Source organism: Geobacillus thermocatenulatus (assembly GCF_002217655.1).
GTDB classification, from domain to species: domain Bacteria; phylum Bacillota; class Bacilli; order Bacillales; family Anoxybacillaceae; genus Geobacillus; species Geobacillus thermocatenulatus.
In genome coordinates, this window is sequence record NZ_NEWK01000001.1 from 758,421 (window position 1) to 780,813 (window position 22,393).

Sequence of the window (22,393 nt, forward strand, 5' to 3'; positions counted from 1 at the left end):
AAGCAAGACTGATTCCTTTGTTTTGCTCTGAAATAAAGCGATCATTTACAAGAAGGAGGTCACAAAATAGTCCCAGTGATTTCTCCTTTTTGGCTCTCCTTATAACTCCAGATTTTCCGCTGACGATAACTGATCCAACCGCTGATGAAAAAGCAGCAAACAGACAAATAAAACGAAAAGCGAATCCCGTAAACATCGGCTATAAAGCTCATCAATAAGGCGGAAATCCCGAACGTTACGGAACTAATGACTCCCTGCACGGAAAAAACATGAGGCAGAGCGTCCATCCGGGCATTTTTTTGCAAAATCGTCTGAAGGCAAATCACCTTCCATTGTTCGATGATCCCATACAGGGCGGAATACAGAAGCGCCAGCGCACCGTGCGTCGTTGTACCAAACAAAAGCGTTACAGCAGCGATACAAAACGGGCCAAACAATACAAAAAATTGCTGATTTTTTTCAACCGATTGACTAAACGTAACGCTTAACAATCCCCCTATCACCATGCCGCCAAAGAAAACAGAGTTAATATATCCCCACCATTCCTCCCCTACATGTAATTGTTCTTTCACATACATATAAAGGATGGCCGAAATCCAGACGCCATTTCCGATTCCTTCAAAAAATGACATGAAGCTAATCGATTTTGCGTGCACATTTCTCCACGTGTATTCCCATCCTAGACGGATCGAAAGGAGAAAGTTCTTTAGGCCTTTGTCTTGGACCGTATTCTTCTTTGTATGTTCTTGTATAGGCAACAGAAACATGAGAATGCTTGAAACGATATAGAACAATAAGGTGATATGGATTAAAAGGAACGGCGATCCCGCACTGACAATCAAACTCCCGATCGGCCATGCGCTAAGTTTGATGAATTGGTCTAACGTGTTTAAAAAACTGTTGGCTTTCAAGATTTCCTCCTTGGAAACTATAAAAGGAACGAGGGAGTTTTTAATCGGATTATTGATCCCGTCTAAAAAAGCGATCAATGATACAAAAACGTAAACGATCGCAATGTGATGTTCCGCACCCCATTGCAAAAACAGCGAGAGAAAAAGCAGCAGAAATGTTTTACACAGTTGTCCGTAGGACAATAACGTTTTTAGTTTATATTTTTCGAAAAATATCGGTGCGACGATTCCGCTAATAAATAACGACAATGTAACGAAAAAAGGGACTAATGCGGCAGCCATGGCTTTCGATGTCAAATGATATAGGTAAGAGACAACGGAAACAATGTAGAACACATCTCCGAAATTCGCGAAAGATTGTCCGATCCAAAGGAAATGAAATGGTTTCTTTTTCATGAGCTCAATCCTCTCTTTGATCATCGAAACGACTGGTGATGGAATAGTCAAAATGAACCAAAAATCAGATCTTCAGTCTTTGATGAAACTGGCTTTTTGCCACGCCCCAAAACGATGGAGCGAAGGAAAACGGGTTGATTTTCAACAATCTGCTAAAGGTAAATGGATATACTGAAGCAATGGAAGCCTCCCCCTTATTCTGTTAGAGTCCATTTTTATTTCTATGGTGCTGGTTGAGCGTCAGCGCTCAACTAGCACCACGGGTATAGAATAATTTTATTTTTTTGATTGTTGTAATTATACATTTTTTTTTGTTAAAATAGCAATTAATACAAATAGAAGGAGGTGTTATTCCATGAATAAAAAGCATGTCGAAAATATTAAACGTTATGTTGAACATTATTTAAAAAGTAATGCACAAATGTCTCTTGTAGTACAACCACTTAGAATGCAAATTCATTTGACAAAGTAGTTTGTTCAATTTATGAAAAAAATGGGGCTAGTTGATCGCTAAAACTCAACTAGCTCCAGGAACATCGCGAAAAGTCCAACCTCGACGGTTACGACCCATGGGAAGGGGAGCGCTCCTTCACCCGTGGGACATCACCCAAGAGCCTAAAATGGCCTCAAAACTGTCGAACTCGGGTGAAAGATGTACTTGACTTTTAGGAACAAACATGATATTGACCCTCCCGGTTGAACAAAATAACAAAAAATGGAAATTGATCTTTTTGACGTTATGAAAAACGTTTTTTGTCAAGTGTATTTTGTGGTGAAGAGCCATAAATATACCGTGAATAGGGGAGTAGTATGTCAAGTATAGTTCAGACAGAATCAAAAATCTTTTTACCATTTCTGCATAAATCACACATTATCGAGAATATCGAGATTCTAAAAAATTATGTCGAGCAGGAAAGTGGAAAGAAATTCCCATTAGGTGTCACGTTAAAAGAGAAATATTTTGAAGCCATAAATTATATTCAAGATGTTCCTGTTCCATACTCAAACGAAAAAATACATGTTACATATTTTGATAAAACATTGCAAAATAAATTACTTAGTTTGGGTATGATTGACAAAGAGGATTTGGAAAACGATAAACACATTTATTCACAACAAGAGCAAGAAGTAATTACTGATAGAATTGAAAAAGCATTAAAGTTGATCAAAGTATTGCATAATGATTTGTATGATTTAATTAATACACTTATTGGTACCTTTTTGATTTTAAAAAAAGATTTGTTTGGTGGAGGATCAGTGTCCAATGTTATGGGATTAGTATGGTTAAACCCTCAATCTGATTGGTCAATCATTGAATATGCAGAGGCCATTTATCATGAGTTTATCCACCAAAGTATCTTCTTGGATGATATGATTAACTGTATGTTTCCTAATGCTAATGAATGTGCAAAAGAAGAAGCTCTAGTTACATCAACCATCTTGAAAATCAAAAGGCCTTTAGACAGAGCATATCATGCTGCTGGAGTTTCTATAGGAATTATGCATCTTTATCACTTGTTTAATGATTCTAAAAATTCTGAGAAGTATATGGATGATTTGCGGAAAACAGTTGAAGAAATAGAGGCAAGAACACAATTCTTGGGGGAACAGGGAGTAAAAACTTTAGAAATCATGCGCAAGTTCATTAATCATCCATCTTTTGATGACATTACGTATTCCTTACAGAACTAATGGCCATTGCGACAAATGAAAACACAGAAGCCCATTGCGTTTGATCGAGTCCGGTTGTTTTGAGGTTGTTTGAGGCGAATGAAACGGATCGACGTACAGAAATGCTTCAGGATTCAGTGTCGGAGACGAAAGCAGAGGAAAGAACAGAAAAACCGGCCGAACAGGATGTTCCCTGTCCAGCCGGGTTCTTGTTACACGAGCGGTCCGCCGAGTTTTTCGATGGACGGATTGATGTGGGCGAATTTTTGGAAGTTGGCGCGGAATTTTTGCGCCAGCTCTTTTGCTTTTTGTTCGTATGCTTGTTTGTCGGCCCATGTGTTTTGCGGCTGCAGGACGTCATCCGGCACGCCCGGGACGTGCGCCGGGATGGCGAGTCCGAAAATCGGGTCTTTGACCGTTTCGACGTTGTCGAGCTCCCCTTCGACGGCGGCTTGCACCATCGCGCGGGTGTAGACGAGCTTCATGCGGCTGCCGACGCCGTACGGCCCCCCTGTCCAGCCGGTGTTGACCAAAAAGACGCGGACGTTGTGTTCGGCGATTTTTTGCCCGAGCATTTCCGCGTATTCAACGGCCGGGCGCGGCAAAAACGGTGCGCCAAAGCACGTTGAGAACGTTGCTTCCGGTTCGGTGACGCCGCGTTCGGTGCCGGCGAGCTTGCTTGTGTAGCCGCTTAAGAAATGGTACATCGCCTGTTCGCGCGTCAGCTTGCTGATCGGCGGCAGGACGCCGAACGCATCGGCTGTCAAAAACACGATCGTGGACGGATGGCCGGCGACGCTCGGGTCGATGATGTTTTGGATCGCCTGAAGCGGGTAGGCGGCGCGTGTGTTTTCCGTCAGCGTGCCGTCGTCGTAATTCGGCACCCGCGTCGCGTCATCGAGAACGACGTTTTCGAGCACCGCGCCGAAGCCGATGGCGTCAAAAATTTGCGGCTCTTTCTCGCGCGATAGGTTGATGCATTTCGCATAGCAGCCGCCTTCGATGTTGAAAATGCCGCGGCTTGACCAACCGTGTTCGTCATCGCCGATCAAGCGGCGGTTCGGGTCGGTCGAGAGCGTCGTTTTTCCCGTTCCCGACAAGCCGAAAAAGAGGGCGACGTCGCCTTCCTGCCCGACGTTGGCCGAGCAGTGCATCGGCAGGATGCCTTGTTCCGGCAGCACATAGTTCATGACCGAGAAAATCGATTTTTTCATTTCGCCGGCATACTCGGTGCCGCCGATCAACACGGTGCGCCGTTCAAACGAGATGATGATGAACGCTTCCGAGCGCGTCCCGTCCACCTTCGGGTCGGCTTTAAAGTTCGGCGCGCAAATGACGGTGAATTGCGGCTCGTGCGCGGCGAGCTCCTCGGCGTTCGGCCGGATGAACAGCTGATGGACGAACAAGTTATGCCAGGCGAATTCGTTGACGACTTGAATCGGCAGCCGGTATTTCGGATCGGCGCCGGCAAAGCCTTTAAACACGAACAGCTCATCTTTCTTCATTAAATAATCGAGCACTTTGTCGTACAGTTTGTCAAACGTTTCTGGAGACATCGGCTGGTTGACGGCTCCCCAGTCGATCGTTTGCTTCGTGGACGGTTCTTCGACGATGTATTTGTCTTTCGGCGACCGTCCGGTGTACTTGCCGGTCGTGACGGCGACTGCCCCGGTGTGGGTCAGCCGTCCTTCGTTCCGCTGCAGCACTTTCTCGACGAGCTCGGCGACGGACAGCTGATGGCGGACGTATGGTTTTTGCAGCAATACATCCAGTTTATTCGTCATATTTGCGATCCCCATATTCAAAACCTGCCTTTTTTATTGTAATCACTCTTGAAAATAGTATAACACATTTTTATTAATAGTCCATACTAATTGTGTGGGTTTTTCAAACTTTATTTTGTCCAATGTGTTGATTTCCTTGAGGAAAGAATTTTCGCGGCTGGAAATGATAAAAAATGAATTTTGATAGTTGACTTTGCCGATTCCATTGCGATAAGATAAGTCATTGAACGGATACTCTTATCCCGAGCCGGTGGAGGGACAGGCCCGATGAAGCCCAGCAACCGTCACAACTGTACATGTGTGAAATGGTGCTAACCTGTGGCAAGGCGCAGTCCTTGAACGATAAGAGTGAAAGGAGCAATACGATTGCCATGGCCTTTCCTCAGCCGTTACAGGAAAGGTTTTTTATATTGCGAAGGGAAAAAGGGAAATGAGTTCCGTGTCGCCACATTATGCCAAGAGGAGGAAACAAACCGAATGTCAGCCAAACGCCGCTTGTTTACGTCAGAGTCTGTGACGGAAGGACATCCGGATAAAATTTGCGATCAAATTTCTGATGCCATTTTGGATGCCATTTTGGAAAAAGATCCGAACGCCCGCGTCGCTTGCGAAACGAGCGTGACGACCGGGCTGGTGCTTGTGAGCGGGGAAATCACGACGTCAACGTACGTGGACATTCCGCGCATCGTCCGCGATACGGTTCGGGAGATCGGCTACACGCGCGCCAAATACGGATTTGACGCCGATACGTGCGCGGTGCTGACGTCGATTGACGAACAGTCGCCGGACATTGCGATGGGGGTTGACCGGGCGCTCGAGGCGCGCGAAGGTCAGATGACTGACGAGGAAATTGAAGCGATCGGCGCCGGCGACCAAGGATTGATGTTTGGGTTCGCTTGCAATGAGACAGAAGAATTGATGCCGTTGCCGATTTCGCTTGCGCACCGCCTGGCGCGCCGATTGGCGGAAGTGCGCAAAACGGACGTCTTGCCGTACTTGCGGCCGGACGGAAAAACGCAAGTGACGATCGAATACGATGAAAACGGCAAACCGGTGCGCGTCGATACGATCGTCGTGTCCGCGCAGCACCATCCAGAAATTACCCAAGAGCAAATCCAGCGCGACATTAAGGAACATGTCATCAAGCCGGTCGTGCCGGCGGAGCTGCTTGATGAGAACACGAACTATTTCATCAACCCGACAGGACGATTTGTCATCGGCGGTCCGCAAGGGGATGCCGGGTTGACGGGGCGGAAAATCATCGTCGATACGTACGGCGGCTACGCCCGTCACGGGGGCGGCGCGTTCTCGGGCAAAGATCCGACGAAAGTCGACCGTTCGGCGGCGTATGCGGCCCGCTATGTCGCGAAAAACATCGTCGCGGCAGGGCTTGCCGACAAATGCGAAGTGCAGCTTGCCTACGCGATCGGCGTCGCCCGCCCGGTTTCGATTTCGATCGATACGTTCGGCACCGGCAAAGTGTCGGAAGACATTTTGATTGAAGTCGTGCGCAACAACTTCGATCTCCGCCCGGCGGGCATTATCAAAATGCTCGATCTTCGCCGCCCGATTTACAAACAGACGGCCGCTTACGGGCATTTCGGGCGCACGGATATCGACCTGCCGTGGGAGCGCACCGATAAAGCGGCGACGCTGAGAGAACAAGCGCTGGCGAACAAGTAAGGCCGGACGGCGCGGATGCGCGAGTCGTTTCGGGCGTCGGCAAACGCAACAGCACAAGAGCTGCCGGATCACGGCAGCTCTTTTTCGTGAGGACGCGCGGCTTGCTGCAGCGCCTTGTAATACTGCCCTTTCTCGACATATTCACGGCGGATGCGCTCCATTTCGCGGATGTCGTCTTCCGTCAGTTCGCGGACGACTTTCGCCGGCCGGCCGAGGGCGAGCGTGTTGGGCGGAATGTTTTTGCCCGGCGGCACTAAACTGCCGGCGCCGATAAACGCGCCTTCCCCGATTTCTGCGCGGTCCAAAATGATCGAGCCCATGCCGATGAGCGCGTTTTTGCGAACGATGGCGCTGTGCAAAATGACTTGATGGCCGACGGTTACACCGTCTTCAATGATAAGCGGATTGTTTGGACTTTGATGCAAAATTGAGTTATCTTGAATATTGACCCGGTTGCCGATCACCGTCGGCGCCACGTCGCCGCGAATGACGGTATTGAACCAAATGCTCGTCTCTTCGCCGATCACGACATCGCCGGTGATCGTCACATAGTCGGCGATAAAGGCGGATGCGGCAATTTGCGGCGTTTTGCCTTTGTATGGGTAAATCATGGGCGTTCGTTCCTTTCTATGGCAAAATCGATCGTTCACCATGTATTGTACAACGAGGCGTCCAAATCGCCAACGAAAGCGAACGCGCCTAATCGAGATTGGTGAAAAACGTTTCGTTTCGCCTGATGAGGGGTTGGGATCGGGAAAGAAGATCCGATTCCACAAAGCTTCTCAACATGGGAAGAACCGTTGTTGAGCGGCTTTTTCATTTCATCGCCGCCCCTTTTATGGGTTTGCCCCGGCTGCATTGATGGCAATACTGAAAGACGAGATCGCAGGCTGTTCAGACGGGAACCGATTTTGGTTGCCGATAAGATGGAAATGCTAGGAGACGAGACCATGGTGTTTGCACCTGAGGTGAGCCGATTGAACATTCCGAAAAACCCCATCGCCTTGATGAAAATGGTGTATCGTGACGTGCTTCCGCTTGTCCACCGCGAGCTTGCCTATTGGCGGCGCCAGGCCGAGTGCATTCCCGACCCGGAGCTTCGGCGCCAGGCCTTGGCGAGCATCGCGTCGAAAACGTTCCATTGCGAAGGCGGCTCCATTTTGGCGCTCTTGGCCGGAGAAAACATGGAGGATTGCATCCGCTTTATCGTGGCTTACCAGACGATCAGCGATTATTTGGATAATTTGTGCGACCGCAGCACCTCGCTCGATCCGCTCGACTTTCGCGCCTTGCACGATTCGATGCCGGACGCGTTGACGATCGGCGCGGAGCCGTCGAACTATTACCGCCATCGCCGCGAGCAGGAAGACGGCGGCTATTTGCCAGCGCTCGTCCGCACGTGCCAAGAGGTGCTCGAGACGGTGCGCCATTATGAGACGATCGCCCCATTTTTGCATGAATTGGCCGGATATTATTGCGACTTGCAAGTGCATAAACATGTCGAAGCGAGCGAGCGGGTGCCGCGGCTGGTGCAATGGTTTACGCAATACAAAGACGCCTTGCCGCCGATGGAATGGTATGAGTTTTCCGCCTGCTCCGGTTCGACGCTCGGTATTTTCTGCCTCGTCGCCTATGCGTTTGGCGAATCGCTGCCGCCGGAGATGGCGAGACAAGTGCGCGACGGTTATTTTCCATACATTCAAGGGCTGCACATTTTGCTCGACTATTTGATCGATCAAGAGGAAGATCGGAACGGCGGCGATTTGAATTTTTGCTTTTACTATCCGAATGAAACGGTGATGCTTGAGCGGCTTTGCCATTTCATCGAAGAGGCCGACCGCCATGTCGGCGCCCTTCCGCACGGCGAGTTTCACCGCCTCATCCACCGAGGGCTTCTTGGGTTGTATTTGTCGGATGCCAAGGTGAAAAAGCAGCGCGGGCTGCGCCGGCTGGCGCGCCGGCTCGTCCGCGCTGGCGGGGCGGCGTCGCAGTTTTTCTATTGGAACGGAAAAGCGTACCGCTTTTGGCAGGAGCGGCAAAAACGGCTGTCCTTTTCGTAAGGGCAGCCGTTTGCTTGTATCGGCAAAAAGGGACTGGGTTCGATCCATTCAGGCGCCCTGATCTGCCCGGGTTTCGAGCGCGAGCAAAAACGGCGGGTTGTTTTGCCGATTGATGAATTCGTATTTCAAGACATGGATGCGCCGTTGATCAAGAGAGCGGACGTAATCAAGGAGCGCGTCGCGTTCGCGCTTTCCTTCCGGATGGCCTTGGTAGACGACAAGAACGATGACGCCGCCCGGCTTTAGGATGGAAAGAAGCTGATCGACTGCTTTGATCGTCGATTCCGGCTTGGTGGCGATTTGCTTATTGCCGCCCGGCAAATAGCCGAGGTTGAACACGGCGCCGGAGATGCGTCCGTGTACAGCGGCGGGAAGCGTGTCAAGCAGTTCGCTATGGCTTCGTTCGAACAACGTCGCCCGCCCGCATAGCCCATGTTCCGCGAGGCGGGCGGAAGCGGCGGTGATGGCCTCAGGCTGAATGTCAAATCCGAACACATGGCCTGTCTCCCCGACGCGTTCGGCCAAATACACCGTGTCGTGCCCGTTGCCAACCGTCGCATCGACGGCGATGTCGCCTTCGTTGACTGCTTGATCAAGCAAAAAGCGGGCGAACGGCAAAATGTTCAGTAAAGCCATCAGTTGGCCCCTCCTTGTGATCGTTTCATCGTTTATGTTGGCAGGCGTGGTGCTGCGCCAAAGATGTCGGATGCCCTCGCTTTTTCCCTAAAGCCTCGCCATCCTCTGCGCCGGCGTGACAGAAAACCTTGAGCTGACCGACATCGGCCTGATCGAGCTGAACGAAGATCCTCACGTCGGCATTGTAACAAAAACTTCATGGAAAATCGACCGCTGCCAATCATTGGCGTGATACGGCCGGCCGATGCGGCGCATAGTAAACATGAGGGAATATCACGAAACGAGGTGAGCGCATGGCGACAAGACAATCCGTTGAGGAATTTTTGCAGCGGTGTGAAGATGTGATCCGCTACGCGAAAGAGCAATATACGGAAGCGCAAAAGCAGGAGCATTACAACATCACCGAATACACCAACGCCCAGCAGATGCTCGAGCAGACGGTCATCGACCTAGCGCACTTGGCGCGAAGCTGCAACGCCCAGCAGCGCGAGCAGCTGCATCGGATGCGGCTTCAGCTCGAGCAATTGCAAAACGACATGATTTTGCTTGACCGCTAAAACGGGAAGCGGCCGCATGGCGATCATGTTGCCAAGCGGCATCTGTTCGCTTGACTGATGAAACGAGGAGGAACACGGCATGAAGCGACGCCTGAAACAAACGAATCCAGAACAAAAAACACCTAGCGGTCAAAACAATAACGATCTTGAGCTTGGCCAAGACTTTGACCCGGTGAAGCTGGCGAAAAAGCAATACGAGAAAACGGGCGGCCAACCGATCCGCTCCAAGCAGCGGAACGGGTGACGATAAGCCAAAGGGGCGGAAGCCGCTTTGGCTTGTTCTTCTTTTCGCGCAGGAGCCCCGCTTCAAAAGCCATTGTTTCCGTGGGGAGTCAGTTTGGCAAAAAAGTGGCGGAGGCATCGGAACGCTCCGCCTTTTTGATTGCATTTTTTCCTGTTTTCCCCTACAATTATTTCGGAACTCAAAATAAAAGTCAGAAAAGGATGATAACCGATGCCCCGCGCTCTTTGGTGGCTGCTTGTCGGCATGGCGCTCAATGTGACAGGGGCGTCGTTTCTATGGCCGCTAAACACGATCTATTTGCATGAACAGCTCGGTCAGCCGCTCGCTGTCGCTGGTGTCGTGCTCATGCTCAACTCTGGGGGAAGCGTCATTGGCAGCTTGGCCGGCGGCTTTTTGTTTGACCGGATCGGCGGGTTTCGCGTTTTGTTGGCCGGGGCGTGCTTGACGATAGCCGCGCTCGGCGGCTTAAGCGTTTGGCATGGTTGGCCGCATTATGCCGTGTTTTTGGCGTTTGTCGGCGTTGGCAGCGGCGTCGTCTTTCCGGCGGCGTCGGCGTACGCTGGAACGATTTGGCCGGAAGGGGGGCGGCGGGCGTTCAACGCCTTGTATGTCGCGCAAAACATCGGCGTCGCCGTCGGTTCGGCGCTTGGCGGGCTTGTCGCTTCATATTCGTTCTCGCTCGTTTTTTTCGCCAACCTTTTGTTGTATGCCGTGTTTTTGTTTACGGTTGTGGCTGGGCTGCGCCGCGTTCCGTTGCCGCCGCGGCGGAAAAAAGAGCGAGAGGGCCGGACGGGGGACGAGGCGTCCCGGGCACACATCCGCGCCCTCGTCCTTCTTTGTGTCGGCTATGGACTGTGCTGGTTGAGCTATGTCCAATGGTCGACGACGATCGCCGCCTATACGCGCGAGCTCGGGATACCGGTCGGGCAGTACAGCTTGCTTTGGACGATCAACGGCGCGTTGATCGTCTTGGCCCAGCCGCTGTTGTCAGCGCTCATCCGCCGCTTCATGCCGACGTTGAAGCGGCAAATCGTGATCGGTTTTTTGATTTTCGCCGTTTCGTTTGCTATGCTGTTGGGGGCGCATTCGTTTGCCGAGTTTGCTGCGTCCATGATGGTGCTCACGATCGCCGAGATGATCGTCTGGCCGGCGATTCCGGCCGCGGTGAATGAATGGGCGCCGCCGGGGAAGGCCGGGTTGTACCAAGGAATTGTCAACGGAACGGCCACGGTCGGACGGATGATCGGACCGGTCATCGGCGGCTCGGTCGCCGATCTGTTTGGAATGAAGCTGCTCATCATGATGTTAGCATTGTTTGCCTTATTGGCGGTGCTGGCCGCGCTTTTGCATGATCGTCATCTCCCGAAGCGGACGGAGAACGCGGATGAAAAAACCGCGGCTTCCGTATAGATTTCGACTTGCAATTGATCGACAAATTTTTTAAAATAATAATAAATTTGTCATTCTGTCCACTCATCGGTCGATTCATGTGCGAATAAGGCGAATAACGATGAAGAGGAGCAGTAGCGGGCCCGACGGACGGCAGAGAGTTGACGGATGGTGCGAGTCAACCGAAGTCGGCCCGTGAACTCGCCTCGGAGTTGCCGGCGCGAACGATCCCCGACAGCGCCGGCCGTCGATCCGCGTTAAGGAAGAAAGCGGGTGCGCCGTTTGGCGCGCCAAAAAGGGTGGTACCGCGGGAAGCGCGCCTCTCGTCCCTTTGCGTGGGGATGGGGGGTTTTTTTGTACATATTTTCGTCCATGATGCAAGTAGAACTGGATAGGAGGAGTGCTGCGATGAGCTTCAACCACCGCGAAATTGAACAAAAATGGCAGGACTATTGGGAGAAACACAAAACGTTCCGCACGCCCGATGATGATGACAAGCCGAAGTTTTACGTTCTCGACATGTTCCCGTATCCATCTGGCGCCGGTTTGCACGTCGGCCATCCGGAAGGATATACGGCGACGGATATTTTGGCGCGCATGAAGCGGATGCAAGGGTACAACGTCCTTCACCCGATGGGCTGGGACGCGTTCGGGCTGCCGGCTGAGCAATATGCGCTCGATACCGGCAACGACCCGGCGGAGTTTACGCAAAAAAACATCGACAATTTCCGCCGGCAAATCAAGTCGCTTGGCTTTTCGTACGACTGGGATCGGGAGATCAATACGACCGACCCGAACTATTACAAATGGACGCAATGGATTTTCTTGAAGCTGTACGAAAAAGGGCTCGCCTACATGGATGAAGTGCCGGTCAACTGGTGCCCGGCGCTCGGCACGGTGCTGGCCAACGAGGAAGTCATCAACGGCCGGAGCGAGCGCGGCGGGCATCCGGTCATCCGCAAGCCGATGCGGCAATGGATGCTGAAAATCACCGCCTACGCCGACCGCCTGCTTGAAGATTTGGAAGAGCTCGATTGGCCGGAAAGCATTAAGGAGATGCAGCGCAACTGGATCGGCCGTTCGGAAGGAGCGGAAATCGAGTTTGCCGTCGACGGCCATGACGAAACATTCACTGTGTTCACGACGCGTCCGGATACGCTCTTTGGCGCGACGTACACCGTCTTGGCGCCGGAGCATCCGCTCGTTGAGAAAATCACGACGCCGGAGCAAAAGCCAGCCGTTGACGCCTACTTAAAGGAAATTCAAAGCAAAAGCGACCTTGAGCGCACCGATTTGGCGAAAGAAAAAACGGGCGTGTTCACCGGCGCGTACGCCATTCACCCGGTCACCGGCGAGCGGCTTCCGATTTGGATCGCCGACTACGTCTTGATGAGCTACGGCACCGGAGCGATCATGGCCGTGCCGGCGCACGATGAGCGCGACTACGAGTTTGCGAAAACATTCCACTTGCCGATGAAAGAAGTCGTCGCCGGCGGCGATATCGAAAAGGAACCGTACACTGGAGATGGTGAGCATATCAACTCCGAGTTTTTGAACGGCTTGAACAAGCAGGAAGCGATCGACAAAATGATCGCCTGGCTTGAGGAGCATGGCAAAGGGCGGAAAAAAGTGTCGTACCGGCTGCGCGACTGGCTGTTCAGCCGCCAGCGCTACTGGGGAGAGCCGATTCCGATCATCCATTGGGAAGACGGCACGATGACGCCGGTGCCGGAAGACGAACTGCCGCTTGTGCTGCCGAAAACGGATGAAATCCGTCCGTCGGGAACGGGCGAATCGCCGCTCGCCAACATCGAAGAATGGGTCAATGTTGTCGACCCGAAAACTGGGAAAAAAGGGCGGCGCGAAACGAACACGATGCCGCAATGGGCCGGAAGCTGCTGGTATTATTTGCGCTACATCGACCCGCACAACGACAAGCAGCTCGCCGATCCGGAAAAGCTGAAAAAGTGGCTGCCGGTCGACGTCTACATCGGCGGGGCGGAGCACGCGGTCTTGCATTTGCTTTATGCCCGCTTCTGGCATAAGTTTCTTTATGACCTTGGCATCGTGCCGACGAAAGAACCGTTCCAAAAGCTGTTCAACCAAGGAATGATTTTAGGCGAAAACAACGAAAAAATGAGCAAATCCAAAGGCAACGTCGTCAACCCGGACGACATCATCGAAAGCCATGGGGCCGACACGCTGCGGCTGTATGAAATGTTCATGGGGCCGCTTGAGGCGTCGATCGCTTGGTCGACGAAAGGGCTTGACGGGGCGCGGCGCTTCCTCGACCGCGTCTGGAGACTCTTTGTCACCGAGAATGGCGAACTGAACCCGAACATTGTCGACGAACCGGAGAGCGACACGCTCGAGCGCGTCTATCATCAAACGGTGAAAAAAGTGACGGAAGACTATGAAGGCTTGCGCTTTAACACCGCCATTTCGCAGCTGATGGTGTTCATCAACGAAGCGTACAAAGCGGAGCAAATGAAAAAAGAATACATGGAAGGCTTCGTCAAGCTCTTGTCGCCGGTCTGCCCGCACATCGGCGAGGAGCTGTGGCAAAAGCTTGGCCACACGGACACGATCGCCTATGAACCGTGGCCGACGTATGATGAAACGAAGCTTGTCGAGGACGTCGTGGAAATCGTCGTGCAAATCAACGGCAAAGTGCGGTCGCGTTTGCACGTGCCCGTTGACTTGCCAAAAGAAGCGCTCGAGGAGCGGGCGCTCGCCGATGAAAAAATCAAAGAGCAGCTTGAGGGCAAAACCGTGCGCAAAGTGATCGCCGTCCCCGGCAAGCTCGTCAATATCGTCGCCAAGTGATGATGAGGGCGGGCTTCGGCCCGCTCCTGATCCACCAACGAAAGGGGTCGATCTGCCATGGAAGAGATCAAGGAAATCACGCCGGCTGAAGTGAAAGAAAAGCTTGAGCGCGGCGAAAAGCTGAATATTGTCGATGTGCGCGAAGACGAGGAAGTCGCGCTCGGCATGATTCCGGGCGCGAAGCATATCAAAATGGGCGACATCCCCAATCGGCTTGAGGAATTCGACCGCAACGAAGAATATATTTTCGTCTGCCGCTCCGGACGGCGGAGCGAAAACGTCTGCCGCTACTTGCAGGAGCTCGGCTATCGCGTCCGCAACATGACGGGCGGCATGCTCGAGTGGGAAGGCGAAACGACGCCGAAGCGATAAGCGCTTTCCGTTCAAAGAACAGGACATGGCGGCGGGCTGTCATCCAAGTGCTCCCATTTTTGTCGAGACCAAAACGACAGAACGTATCAGCGGATGGAACAGCCCCGCTCGGTCAAGAGGAATGGCTTGCTGGCGCCGGCCTTTTCATGCGTCCGGCGGCTTGCGCGTCTTCGGTCGGCGTATAGTGGGGAGTCGGGCGGTTCCGCGTTTCTCAACGGTGAATATTGTTCTTCCCGCACGGTCCAATGGTTGTTTGCCGCTGGTCTTGCATGAGCGAAAAAGCGTCCCAGCTTTTTGGGGCGCTTTTTCCATTTTGTTTTAGTACCAAAGTGTGATGCAAGAAAAAAAAGGAAAGGATATAATTTTCGGTAAAATCAGACACTTGTTCGAAGGAGGAGCTCTCTATTGAAACTCGGCGACCGCTTGAAATTCGCCCGTTTGATGAAAGGCCTGACCCAAGAAGAAACGGCTGAAGGCATTATTTCGGTGTCTTATTTGTCGAAAATTGAGAATAACCAAGTCATCCCGAGCCAAGAGGTGCTCGAATGCTTGTTTCGTCGGCTGGACATCCGGCCGGGTGGAAACGAAACAATGCCTTCATGGTTCGAATGGGTGATGTCGTGGTATAAGGCGATGACGAACCGTGATGTGCCTGCCGCGCGGGAACTGTATAAAACGGTCAAAGAACGATGCGAGCAGTCTGGGGATGCCGAAGCCATGATTTATTTTCAGCTGATGCGAATCCGGTATTGGCTGCTTCTTGGCGACAAAAAGGGGGCGGAAACGGCGGCGCAAAGCGTGCGGGACTGGTATGGGTCGTTGAGTGATGACATGCGCTATTATTATTGGAAGTTTTTTGGGCTTTTATATTATTGTCAAGAAAAATATGACGATGCCTTGCATTGTTATCAAAAGGCAGAAGAGTTGTTGAAGGGAGAATGGAAAACGAGCAGGGAGGAGGCTGATTTGGCTTACTTGTCGGCGCTTGCTTCTAGCCGTCTGTGGAAATGGTTCCAATGCCTTCAATACGCCGAGCGAGCGCTGGCGCTCAGCCAGGCGGAATACGACTTGCGGCGGAGCGCCGAATGCCATGTGCTGTTGGCGATTTGCCATCGGCGCTGCGGGGAGATCGACAAAGCGGTTGACCATTGTCTGCTGGCCCAAAAGGCGGCGAGGATGGTCGAGGATCGACGGCTTCTTGGGATTGTGGAACACAATCTCGGCCACTTGAAAGGAATGAAACGTCAATACCGCGAGGCGGTGCAACATTATGAGAACAGTTTGATCTATAAAGAGGACGCCCCGCTGGATGCTCGGCTCATCACGCTTTTGTCGCTTGTTCGCGTGCATTGTGATGCCAAGCATTATCGCAAAGCGTCGATGGCTGTCGAGGAAGGGTGGAAACAGCTCGAACAAGCCCCTAACGGCGCGTCCGAGCATTATGAGTATTATTTGCATTTTTCCATTTACCGGCTGCTTTTGAGCGCAGACGATGAACGGTTAGAGCGGCTGCTCAAACAGGAGGCGATTCCCTATTTCCAAAAAAAGAAGGAGTATGACGACGCGTCGTTGTATGCCGAATATTTGGCGGATTGTTATATGCGGAGGCGCCAATACAAGCAGGCGGCCCAATATTATCAGCTAAGCTGCGCCCTCTTGCGGACGCAAACCGGCGTTTGAAAGGAGGTGAAGCTCGTGAAAAAGCGGGTCATCGTGATCGTCGCTCTCGCCGTCCTTGGCCTCGCTTCGGCCTTTGGCCAAGGCATCGGGGTGAAAGAGGCGGCAAAAGATGAGCATCCACCGCCGACCGTGATCGCCCGATAAAAGAAGCGGCCGGATTGGCGCTTTGCCTGTCTGTGTGGATCTTCTTCGAACCGATCCGTCTCCTGTTTTCGCCACGGTGCGAAAGCGGGGGATGAGTCGGTTTTTTTGTTTCGTCCGTCAAAGCACGTTCTGTGGAAATCCGTTGGCTCCAGTGAAAAAGATCAATCGTTTTTTTTGCTTGGCTGCTTCGCTGTCGGTCGTGTTTCACTTTGGCCGTTTTGTCGCAGGCGGAAAGCCGCAAAGAGGGAAAAACGGAAAATAGGCTGCCGGATCAGCCCGCATGTCGCCCGATCATTTTCCCAATACCCAATCAAAATATATTGTAATAAAATTTTATCTAGAATAAATAATCCAAAAAATAAGAAAGGGGTAAAGGGAATGAACAAACGGGCGATGCTTGGCGCGATTGGGTTGGCGGTTGGATTGATGGCTTGGCCGCTCGGCGCTTCGGCGAAGGAAAAATCAATAGTATGGAACGAACAGTGGAAGACGCCATCGTTCGTTTCGGGTTCGCTGTTAAAAGGCGAGGAAGCTCCGGAACAATTGGTTTACCGTTATCTTGATCAAGAGAAGAATACGTTCCAGCTTGGTGGACAAGCCCGTGAACGGCTGAGCTTGATTGGCAAACAAGTGGATGAACTCGGCCATACGGTCATGCGTTTTGAACAGCGCTATCACGGCATCCCCGTGTATGGCGCCGTGCTTGTTGCCCATGTCAACGATGGCGAATTGTCCTCTTTGTCGGGCGCGCTCATTCCGAATTTGGACAAACAAACGTTGAAAACAAAAGCCGCCATTTCCGTTCAACAAGCGGAAAGGATCGCGAAACAAGATGTGGTGGATGCAGTGACGAACGAATGGCCGGCTTTCGAAGTGGGAAAATCAACGCGGCTTGTCATCTATCCGGATGGGGAGGACGCACGCCTCGCTTATGAAGTCAATGTCCGCTTTTTAACCCCTGTGCCAGGCAACTGGATCTACATGGTTGATGCTACAGACGGAAGAGTGTTAGATAAATGGAACCAAATGGACGAGGCAAAGCCGGACGGCGGGCAGCCGGTCGCCGGTACGTCGACAGTCGGCGTGGGCCGCGGTGTGTTGGGCGATCAGAAATATATCAATACGACGTACTCTTCGTATGACGGTTATTACTATTTGCAAGACAATACACGCGGCAGCGGCATTTTTACGTATGACGGACGAAACCGCACTACACTGCCCGGCAGCTTATGGGCCGATAGCGACAACCAATTTTTCGCCAGCTATGACACGGCGGCGGTGGACGCCCATTATTACGCCGGCGTCGTGTATGATTATTACAAAAATGTACACGGCCGGCTGAGCTATGACGGCAGCAACGCCGCCATCCGTTCGACCGTTCATTACGGCCGCGGCTATAACAACGCGTTTTGGAACGGTTCGCAAATGGTGTACGGCGATGGAGATGGACAGACGTTTTTGCCGTTTTCCGGAGGCATTGATGTCGTCGCTCATGAGTTGACCCACGCCGTGACCGATTATACCGCCGGGTTGGTGTACCAAAACGAGTCCGGTGCGATCAATGAAGCGATGTCCGATATTTTCGGCACGCTCGTGGAGTTCTACGCCAACCGCAACCCGGACTGGGAGATCGGCGAAGACATTTACACGCCTGGGATCGCCGGCGATGCGCTCCGCTCGATGTCCGACCCGGCGAAATACGGCGATCCGGATCATTATTCGAAACGGTACACCGGCACGCAAGACAACGGCGGCGTCCATACAAACAGCGGCATCATCAATAAAGCGGCGTACTTGCTCAGCCAAGGAGGCGTCCATTACGGCGTGAGCGTCACCGGCATCGGCCGCGACAAAATGGGGAAAATTTTCTACCGGGCGCTTGTCTACTATTTGACGCCGACGTCGAACTTCAGCCAGCTGCGCGCCGCCTGCGTGCAAGCGGCCGCTGATTTGTACGGGTCGACAAGCCAAGAAGTCAACTCGGTGAAACAGGCGTTCAATGCGGTTGGCGTGTATTAAGACGAATGAAGTTTCTGACGTCACGCGTCCCGCTGTTCGGGGGCGCGTGACGCCTTTTGTGGGCAGGATTTTCCCTAAATGCGTGGAAAAGGAAAAAGAAAACGGGGGAATGGCGATGTACAAAGTGAAAGTGTTTGATAAAGAGCATGAAAAAGATTTGGAAGCGGCGGTCAATGATTTTTTAGCCCGATTGAAAGACGGACAGTTGATCGATGTCAAGTACAGCGTGGCGGCGATGGAATCGGAAGGCGAGCAAATCTACTGTTTTTCCGCCATGGTCATTTACCGGACTTGACACTTCACACGGCTCCAGACTGCGGGATTCTTTGGCCGTTTTCGTGCTGATCCCCCCAAAGCGGGCGACGCTTTTTTCGTTGCGGCATTTCCATTTCAGGCGGCGACATTTTGCGATCGCTCGCCTTGAAGACGGGCGTTGTCGGAATGTCAGCGGACGCCCCCGAGCGCCCGAGGGGCATGAGGACGGCGGTCAATTCGTTGCTGTCTGCTCCGCGGAGCCGTTCGCCCCGTTTTTTTCCGCCAATGCATAGCGGGCGGCGTTCACGCCGGCGAGCCGCCCGGTGACAAGGGCGGCGGTGATGTTGTAGCCGCCCGTGTAGCCGTGAATGTCCAAAATTTCCCCGCAAAAGTAAAGGCCGGCCATGCATTTGGAGGCCATCGTTTTCGGCTCAATTTCTTTGACCGACACGCCGCCGCCGGTGACGAATGCTTTCTCAAGCGGCAGCGTGCCGTGGACGTAAAAGGTAAATTGTTTGCACTGTCGGACAAACGCCCGCAGCGCCTCATGGCCGACCGTGCCGGCAGAGGCGTGCGGGTCGATGCCGGCCCGCTCGAGCAAAAAGACGGCGTACCGCTCGGGAAGCACCGTTTTGGCGATCGTTTTCATCGCCTTTTTCGGCTCCTCTTTGCACAGCTTGGCGAAATGTTGGAACAGCTCTTCCTGCGTCACGTCCGGAAGCGCGTCGATGCTCATTTCGACCGCGCCGTCCGCCGCTTTTTTCAATGCCTTAACGACAAACTGGCTGCAACGGAGAGCAGCTGGGCCGGAAATGCCGAAGTGCGTAAACAGCATATCCATCCGGTGGGTGATGATCGGTTTGCCATTCGGCTTTAAGACGCTTAACGCGACGTCGCGCAACGACAAGCCTTGCAGCGTCCGCTCTTGGATGAACGGCTCATGCGAGACGATCGGAACTTCGGTTGGAAACAATTCGGTCACCGTGTGGCCCGCTTTTTCCGCCCACGGATAGCCGTCGCCCGTTGAACCGGTTTGCGGCACCGATTTGCCGCCGACGGCGACGACAACCGCACGGGCGTGGATCGTCTCCCCGCTTTTCAGCGTGACACCGACTGTTTTCCCTTGTTCATACAGCACGTCCGCCACTGGCGATTCAAGCCGAACATCGACGCCAAGGCGCGACAATTCGCGAACAAGCGCGTCGACGACCGACTGGGCGCTGTCGCTTTTGGGAAACATGCGACCGTGGTCTTCCTCCTTGAGCGGCACGCCGAGCCGTTCAAAAAAGCGGATGATGTCTTCGTTATTGAAAACGGAAAAGGCGCTGTATAAAAAGCGGCCGTTGCCGGGAATATGGCGGACCATTTCATCCACCGGCAGCCGATTCGTCACATTGCAGCGTCCGCCGCCGGAGATGGCGAGCTTGCGCCCGAGCTTTGTTCCTTTTTCCAACAAGAGCACCTTCGCCCCTTCTTCGCCGGCGCCGATGGCCGCCATGAGCCCGGACGGACCGCCGCCGATGATGATGACGTCGTATCCCATGTTCATTCCACCCTTTCTTTCTGCGCGTGGCCGATATTTTTCGTTCCATTGACAACTATGGTAAAATAAATATGTTGTCATTTTCAACGTCCATGGCTAGGGAAGGGGTCATATGTCAACATCGAAACTGCTGCGCGGCACGTTTATTTTAACGGCTGGCGTGATGATTTCTCGCCTTCTTGGTTTATTTTACGTCATCCCGTTTTACCATCTTGTCGGCGAGCGCGGCGGGGCGCTGTACGGATACGGCTATGTGCCGTACCAAATTTTTTTGAGCTTGGCGACCGGCGGGCTGCCGGTGGCGGTGTCAAAGTTTGTGTCGAAATACAACGCGCTTGGGGAATACGGCGTCGGCTATCGGCTCTTTCGCTCTGGCCTTGTCTTGATGATCGCAAGCGGCATCGCCTCATGGCTCATTTTGTACGCCCTGGCGCCCATCTTGGCGCCGCACGTCATCGACGCGAAAACGAACGTCAACTCGGTCGACGACGTCACGGCCGTCATCCGCGCGGTCAGCTTTGCGCTCCTCATCGTGCCGGTGATGAGCTTGATCCGCGGATTTTTCCAAGGACATGAGTCGATGGGCCCGACGGCGCTGTCGCAAGTCGTCGAACAAATCGCGCGCATCGCGTTTTTGCTTGGGGCGTGCTACGTCATTTTGCGCCTGATGGACGGCTCGATCGTCTCCGCTGTGAGCGCGGCGACGTTTGCTGCGTTTGTCGGGGCGGCGGCGGGGCTTTTGGTGCTGCTTGTCTATTGGTGGAAGCGGCGTCCGTATTTGCAGTCGCTGCTTGCGCGTGACCGCGGCGAAGCGGACGTGTCTCTTTTGGCGATGTATAAAGAGCTGCTTCTTTCTTCGATTCCGTTTGTTTTTGTCGGCTTGTCGATGTCGTTGTACCAGCTCGTCGATCAGTTTACGTTCAATCACGCGATGGCGGCGGCGGGCCGCGGGAACATCTCCGAGCACGCGTATTCCGTGTTCAACATGTGGGCGCAAAAGCTCGTCATCATCCCCGTGACGCTCGCGACCTCGTTCAGCTTGGCGCTCATCCCGACGATTACGAAAGCGTATGTCGCGCAAGACCGGAAAGCGCTGCGGCAATATTTGAACCAGACGTTTCAAGTGCTCATGTTTTTAACGCTCCCGGCGGTGATTGGCATGGCGGTGCTGGCAGGGCCGGTGTACAGCTCGTTTTACAGCTATGATCCGCTTGGTGAACAAGTGTTGCGCTGGTACGCGCCGGCGGCGATTTTGTACGCGTTGTTTTCCGTGACGGCGGCGATCATGCAAGGCATCAACGAGCAGCGGTTTACGGTCGTCAGTTTGACAGCCGGCTTGCTTGTGAAGCTTCTGCTCAACACGCCGCTCATTATGAAATGGTCGGCCGTCGGGGCCATTGTGGCCACGATGGCGGGCTATTTCGTCTCGGTGGCGTTCAACTTATGGGTCATTCAGCGCCGCACGCGCTACCGCTATCGGTTTGTCGCCCGCCGGACAGCGTTTATGGCCATCTTGACGGCGGCGATGTCAGCGGCGGTTATGGGGGTCGAGGCTCTGGCGGCCCGATGGATCGATTACCGCGACAGCACTGCCCAATCGGTGAGCGCTGTTGCCATCGGCGCAGCGGTCGGGGCGGCCGTCTATTTGTTTCTCAGCATCCGCTCCGGATTGTTTTCCGTGCTGTTTGGCGACCGGTTTGCGTTTTGGCGCCGGAAAGAGAAAAAGGCGGTATCGTAGGTGAGGATGTATGGGGATCGGCTGTTGACCGGACGGCCGTTTCCTAGAAGCGGCTCGTTTAGGCGGGGAGCCAGGCGGACGGCGCTTCTTGCGAACATCGCGGCGCCCTAGCGAAAGGGTTCGACGACGGCTGTTTTTCACCATCCTCCATGCCGTTCGGCTTGCGGCAAAAAAGAAGGCGGTCGTCCCCGCCTTCTTTCTCGATATCGCTTACGACAGGCCGAGCCGGCGTTCGATGCGATCGAGGCGGCTTTCCACCCGGTCGAGCCGGCGGTCGAGCCGTTCGACGGCCCGCTCAAGCCGTTCGATGCGCCGCGCCCAGTTGGCGAATGGACCTCCCGGGTATCCGGGCCAAAGCTGGCCGGCTGGCGGCTGTTGACGGTAATCCTCCAATGTCGGGACATAATAGTAATATTCGTTCATCAGTAAATCCCCCTTCTCGATGTTTCCTTCACAGTGTATGGGGGGAAGGCGGAAGCGGACTA

Annotated in this window: 18 protein-coding genes, 1 pseudogene, 1 riboswitch and 1 other annotated feature; of the genes and pseudogenes, 13 read left to right on the forward strand and 6 right to left on the reverse strand. The window is 53.2% G+C overall.

The features are described 5' to 3' along the window. Positions 1-59 precede the first annotated feature (59 nt). On the reverse strand, positions 60-1,307 hold the full coding sequence (locus tag B9L19_RS03915) for an MFS transporter (protein ID WP_025950214.1): 1,248 nt from the start codon (positions 1,305-1,307) through the stop codon (positions 60-62). Positions 1,308-2,117: 810 nt separating this feature from the next. On the opposite strand from B9L19_RS03915, the gene B9L19_RS19260 reads away from it, so the two are divergent. Beyond that, the gene (locus B9L19_RS19260; RefSeq protein ID WP_025949573.1) at positions 2,118-2,999 is read left to right on the forward strand and encodes an aKG-HExxH-type peptide beta-hydroxylase; all 882 of its coding nucleotides are present in this window, start codon (positions 2,118-2,120) and stop codon (positions 2,997-2,999) included. A 191-nt stretch (positions 3,000-3,190) separates the two neighbouring features. On the opposite strand, the gene pckA is transcribed toward B9L19_RS19260, so the two are convergent. Then, on the reverse strand, positions 3,191-4,777 hold the full coding sequence (gene pckA / locus B9L19_RS03925; RefSeq protein WP_047752628.1) for a phosphoenolpyruvate carboxykinase (ATP): 1,587 nt from the start codon (positions 4,775-4,777) through the stop codon (positions 3,191-3,193). Positions 4,778-4,996: 219 nt separating this feature from the next. Next, positions 4,997-5,111: riboswitch (SAM riboswitch) on the forward strand. 128 nt (positions 5,112-5,239) lie between these two features. On the opposite strand from pckA, the gene metK reads away from it, so the two are divergent. Further along, on the forward strand, positions 5,240-6,445 hold the full coding sequence (gene metK / locus B9L19_RS03930; RefSeq protein ID WP_047752633.1) for a methionine adenosyltransferase: 1,206 nt from the start codon (positions 5,240-5,242) through the stop codon (positions 6,443-6,445). A gap of 68 nt (positions 6,446-6,513) precedes the next feature. Here the strand turns inward: metK and B9L19_RS03935 are convergent, their stop codons facing one another. Then, positions 6,514-7,056, reverse strand: a complete 543-nt coding sequence (locus tag B9L19_RS03935) for a gamma carbonic anhydrase (RefSeq protein WP_047752629.1) — start codon at positions 7,054-7,056, stop codon at positions 6,514-6,516. A gap of 339 nt (positions 7,057-7,395) precedes the next feature. Between B9L19_RS03935 and B9L19_RS03940 the strand changes: the two genes are divergently transcribed. Continuing rightward, positions 7,396-8,505, forward strand: coding sequence for a tetraprenyl-beta-curcumene synthase family protein (locus B9L19_RS03940; RefSeq protein WP_082131168.1), 1,110 nt, complete (start codon positions 7,396-7,398; stop codon positions 8,503-8,505). A 48-nt stretch (positions 8,506-8,553) separates the two neighbouring features. Here B9L19_RS03940 and mnmM read toward each other — a convergent pair whose 3' ends face one another. Beyond that, positions 8,554-9,141, reverse strand: coding sequence for a tRNA 5-(aminomethyl)-2-thiouridylate-methyltransferase MnmM (gene mnmM, locus B9L19_RS03945; RefSeq protein ID WP_025949568.1), 588 nt, complete (start codon positions 9,139-9,141; stop codon positions 8,554-8,556). A gap of 293 nt (positions 9,142-9,434) precedes the next feature. On the opposite strand from mnmM, the gene B9L19_RS03950 reads away from it, so the two are divergent. From B9L19_RS03950 to B9L19_RS03985, 9 genes and pseudogenes are all read left to right on the forward strand, one after another. Further along, a complete protein-coding gene (locus B9L19_RS03950; protein WP_011232317.1) occupies positions 9,435-9,698 on the forward strand; it encodes a YtzC family protein in 264 nt (87 codons plus the stop codon). A gap of 79 nt (positions 9,699-9,777) precedes the next feature. Then, positions 9,778-9,942 (forward strand): hypothetical protein, encoded by a 165-nt coding sequence (locus B9L19_RS03955; RefSeq protein WP_025949567.1) that lies wholly within the window; start codon positions 9,778-9,780, stop codon positions 9,940-9,942. A 210-nt stretch (positions 9,943-10,152) separates the two neighbouring features. Continuing rightward, on the forward strand, positions 10,153-11,352 hold the full coding sequence (locus B9L19_RS03960) for an MDR family MFS transporter (RefSeq protein ID WP_025949566.1): 1,200 nt from the start codon (positions 10,153-10,155) through the stop codon (positions 11,350-11,352). A gap of 91 nt (positions 11,353-11,443) precedes the next feature. Then, positions 11,444-11,665 (forward strand) — a binding site (T-box leader). A gap of 74 nt (positions 11,666-11,739) precedes the next feature. Then, complete coding sequence (gene leuS / locus B9L19_RS03965; protein ID WP_025949565.1) at positions 11,740-14,157, forward strand: leucine--tRNA ligase; 2,418 nt, start codon at positions 11,740-11,742, stop codon at positions 14,155-14,157. 57 nt (positions 14,158-14,214) lie between these two features. Then, positions 14,215-14,529: a rhodanese-like domain-containing protein gene (locus B9L19_RS03970; RefSeq protein WP_025949564.1), complete on the forward strand. Its 315-nt coding sequence runs from the start codon at positions 14,215-14,217 to the stop codon at positions 14,527-14,529. A 405-nt stretch (positions 14,530-14,934) separates the two neighbouring features. Next, positions 14,935-16,209, forward strand: coding sequence for a helix-turn-helix domain-containing protein (locus B9L19_RS03975; protein WP_047752635.1), 1,275 nt, complete (start codon positions 14,935-14,937; stop codon positions 16,207-16,209). A gap of 15 nt (positions 16,210-16,224) precedes the next feature. Beyond that, complete coding sequence (locus B9L19_RS19510) at positions 16,225-16,353, forward strand: hypothetical protein (protein ID WP_256363765.1); 129 nt, start codon at positions 16,225-16,227, stop codon at positions 16,351-16,353. 459 nt (positions 16,354-16,812) lie between these two features. Continuing rightward, positions 16,813-18,372 (forward strand): annotated as a pseudogene (locus B9L19_RS03980) (M4 family metallopeptidase); the annotation flags it as partial. Positions 18,373-18,487: 115 nt separating this feature from the next. Further along, positions 18,488-18,667, forward strand: coding sequence for a sporulation protein Cse60 (locus tag B9L19_RS03985; protein WP_008880941.1), 180 nt, complete (start codon positions 18,488-18,490; stop codon positions 18,665-18,667). A gap of 192 nt (positions 18,668-18,859) precedes the next feature. On the opposite strand, the gene B9L19_RS03995 is transcribed toward B9L19_RS03985, so the two are convergent. Next, complete coding sequence (locus B9L19_RS03995; RefSeq protein ID WP_047752637.1) at positions 18,860-20,170, reverse strand: BaiN/RdsA family NAD(P)/FAD-dependent oxidoreductase; 1,311 nt, start codon at positions 20,168-20,170, stop codon at positions 18,860-18,862. Between the two features lie 112 nt (positions 20,171-20,282). Here B9L19_RS03995 and B9L19_RS04000 point away from each other — a divergent pair, with 112 nt between their 5' ends. Further along, positions 20,283-21,908: a putative polysaccharide biosynthesis protein gene (locus tag B9L19_RS04000; protein WP_047752638.1), complete on the forward strand. Its 1,626-nt coding sequence runs from the start codon at positions 20,283-20,285 to the stop codon at positions 21,906-21,908. A 210-nt stretch (positions 21,909-22,118) separates the two neighbouring features. Here B9L19_RS04000 and B9L19_RS04005 read toward each other — a convergent pair whose 3' ends face one another. Continuing rightward, the gene (locus B9L19_RS04005) at positions 22,119-22,331 is read right to left on the reverse strand and encodes a hypothetical protein (RefSeq protein ID WP_025949558.1); all 213 of its coding nucleotides are present in this window, start codon (positions 22,329-22,331) and stop codon (positions 22,119-22,121) included. Positions 22,332-22,393: the final 62 nt, after the last annotated feature.

What these genes read in the sequence shown, in the direction of transcription:
- B9L19_RS03915 (WP_025950214.1), bottom strand. Translation starts at nt 1,307, where the DNA reads ATGAAAAAGAAACCATTTCATTTCCTTTGGATCGGACAATCTTTCGCG.
- B9L19_RS19260 (WP_025949573.1), top strand. Translation starts at nt 2,118, where the DNA reads ATGTCAAGTATAGTTCAGACAGAATCAAAAATCTTTTTACCATTTCTG.
- pckA (WP_047752628.1), bottom strand. Translation starts at nt 4,777, where the DNA reads ATGGGGATCGCAAATATGACGAATAAACTGGATGTATTGCTGCAAAAA.
- metK (WP_047752633.1), top strand. Translation starts at nt 5,240, where the DNA reads ATGTCAGCCAAACGCCGCTTGTTTACGTCAGAGTCTGTGACGGAAGGA.
- B9L19_RS03935 (WP_047752629.1), bottom strand. Translation starts at nt 7,056, where the DNA reads ATGATTTACCCATACAAAGGCAAAACGCCGCAAATTGCCGCATCCGCC.
- B9L19_RS03940 (WP_082131168.1), top strand. Translation starts at nt 7,396, where the DNA reads ATGGTGTTTGCACCTGAGGTGAGCCGATTGAACATTCCGAAAAACCCC.
- mnmM (WP_025949568.1), bottom strand. Translation starts at nt 9,141, where the DNA reads ATGGCTTTACTGAACATTTTGCCGTTCGCCCGCTTTTTGCTTGATCAA.
- B9L19_RS03950 (WP_011232317.1), top strand. Translation starts at nt 9,435, where the DNA reads ATGGCGACAAGACAATCCGTTGAGGAATTTTTGCAGCGGTGTGAAGAT.
- B9L19_RS03955 (WP_025949567.1), top strand. Translation starts at nt 9,778, where the DNA reads ATGAAGCGACGCCTGAAACAAACGAATCCAGAACAAAAAACACCTAGC.
- B9L19_RS03960 (WP_025949566.1), top strand. Translation starts at nt 10,153, where the DNA reads ATGCCCCGCGCTCTTTGGTGGCTGCTTGTCGGCATGGCGCTCAATGTG.
- leuS (WP_025949565.1), top strand. Translation starts at nt 11,740, where the DNA reads ATGAGCTTCAACCACCGCGAAATTGAACAAAAATGGCAGGACTATTGG.
- B9L19_RS03970 (WP_025949564.1), top strand. Translation starts at nt 14,215, where the DNA reads ATGGAAGAGATCAAGGAAATCACGCCGGCTGAAGTGAAAGAAAAGCTT.
- B9L19_RS03985 (WP_008880941.1), top strand. Translation starts at nt 18,488, where the DNA reads ATGTACAAAGTGAAAGTGTTTGATAAAGAGCATGAAAAAGATTTGGAA.
- B9L19_RS03995 (WP_047752637.1), bottom strand. Translation starts at nt 20,170, where the DNA reads ATGGGATACGACGTCATCATCATCGGCGGCGGTCCGTCCGGGCTCATG.
- B9L19_RS04000 (WP_047752638.1), top strand. Translation starts at nt 20,283, where the DNA reads ATGTCAACATCGAAACTGCTGCGCGGCACGTTTATTTTAACGGCTGGC.
- B9L19_RS04005 (WP_025949558.1), bottom strand. Translation starts at nt 22,331, where the DNA reads ATGAACGAATATTACTATTATGTCCCGACATTGGAGGATTACCGTCAA.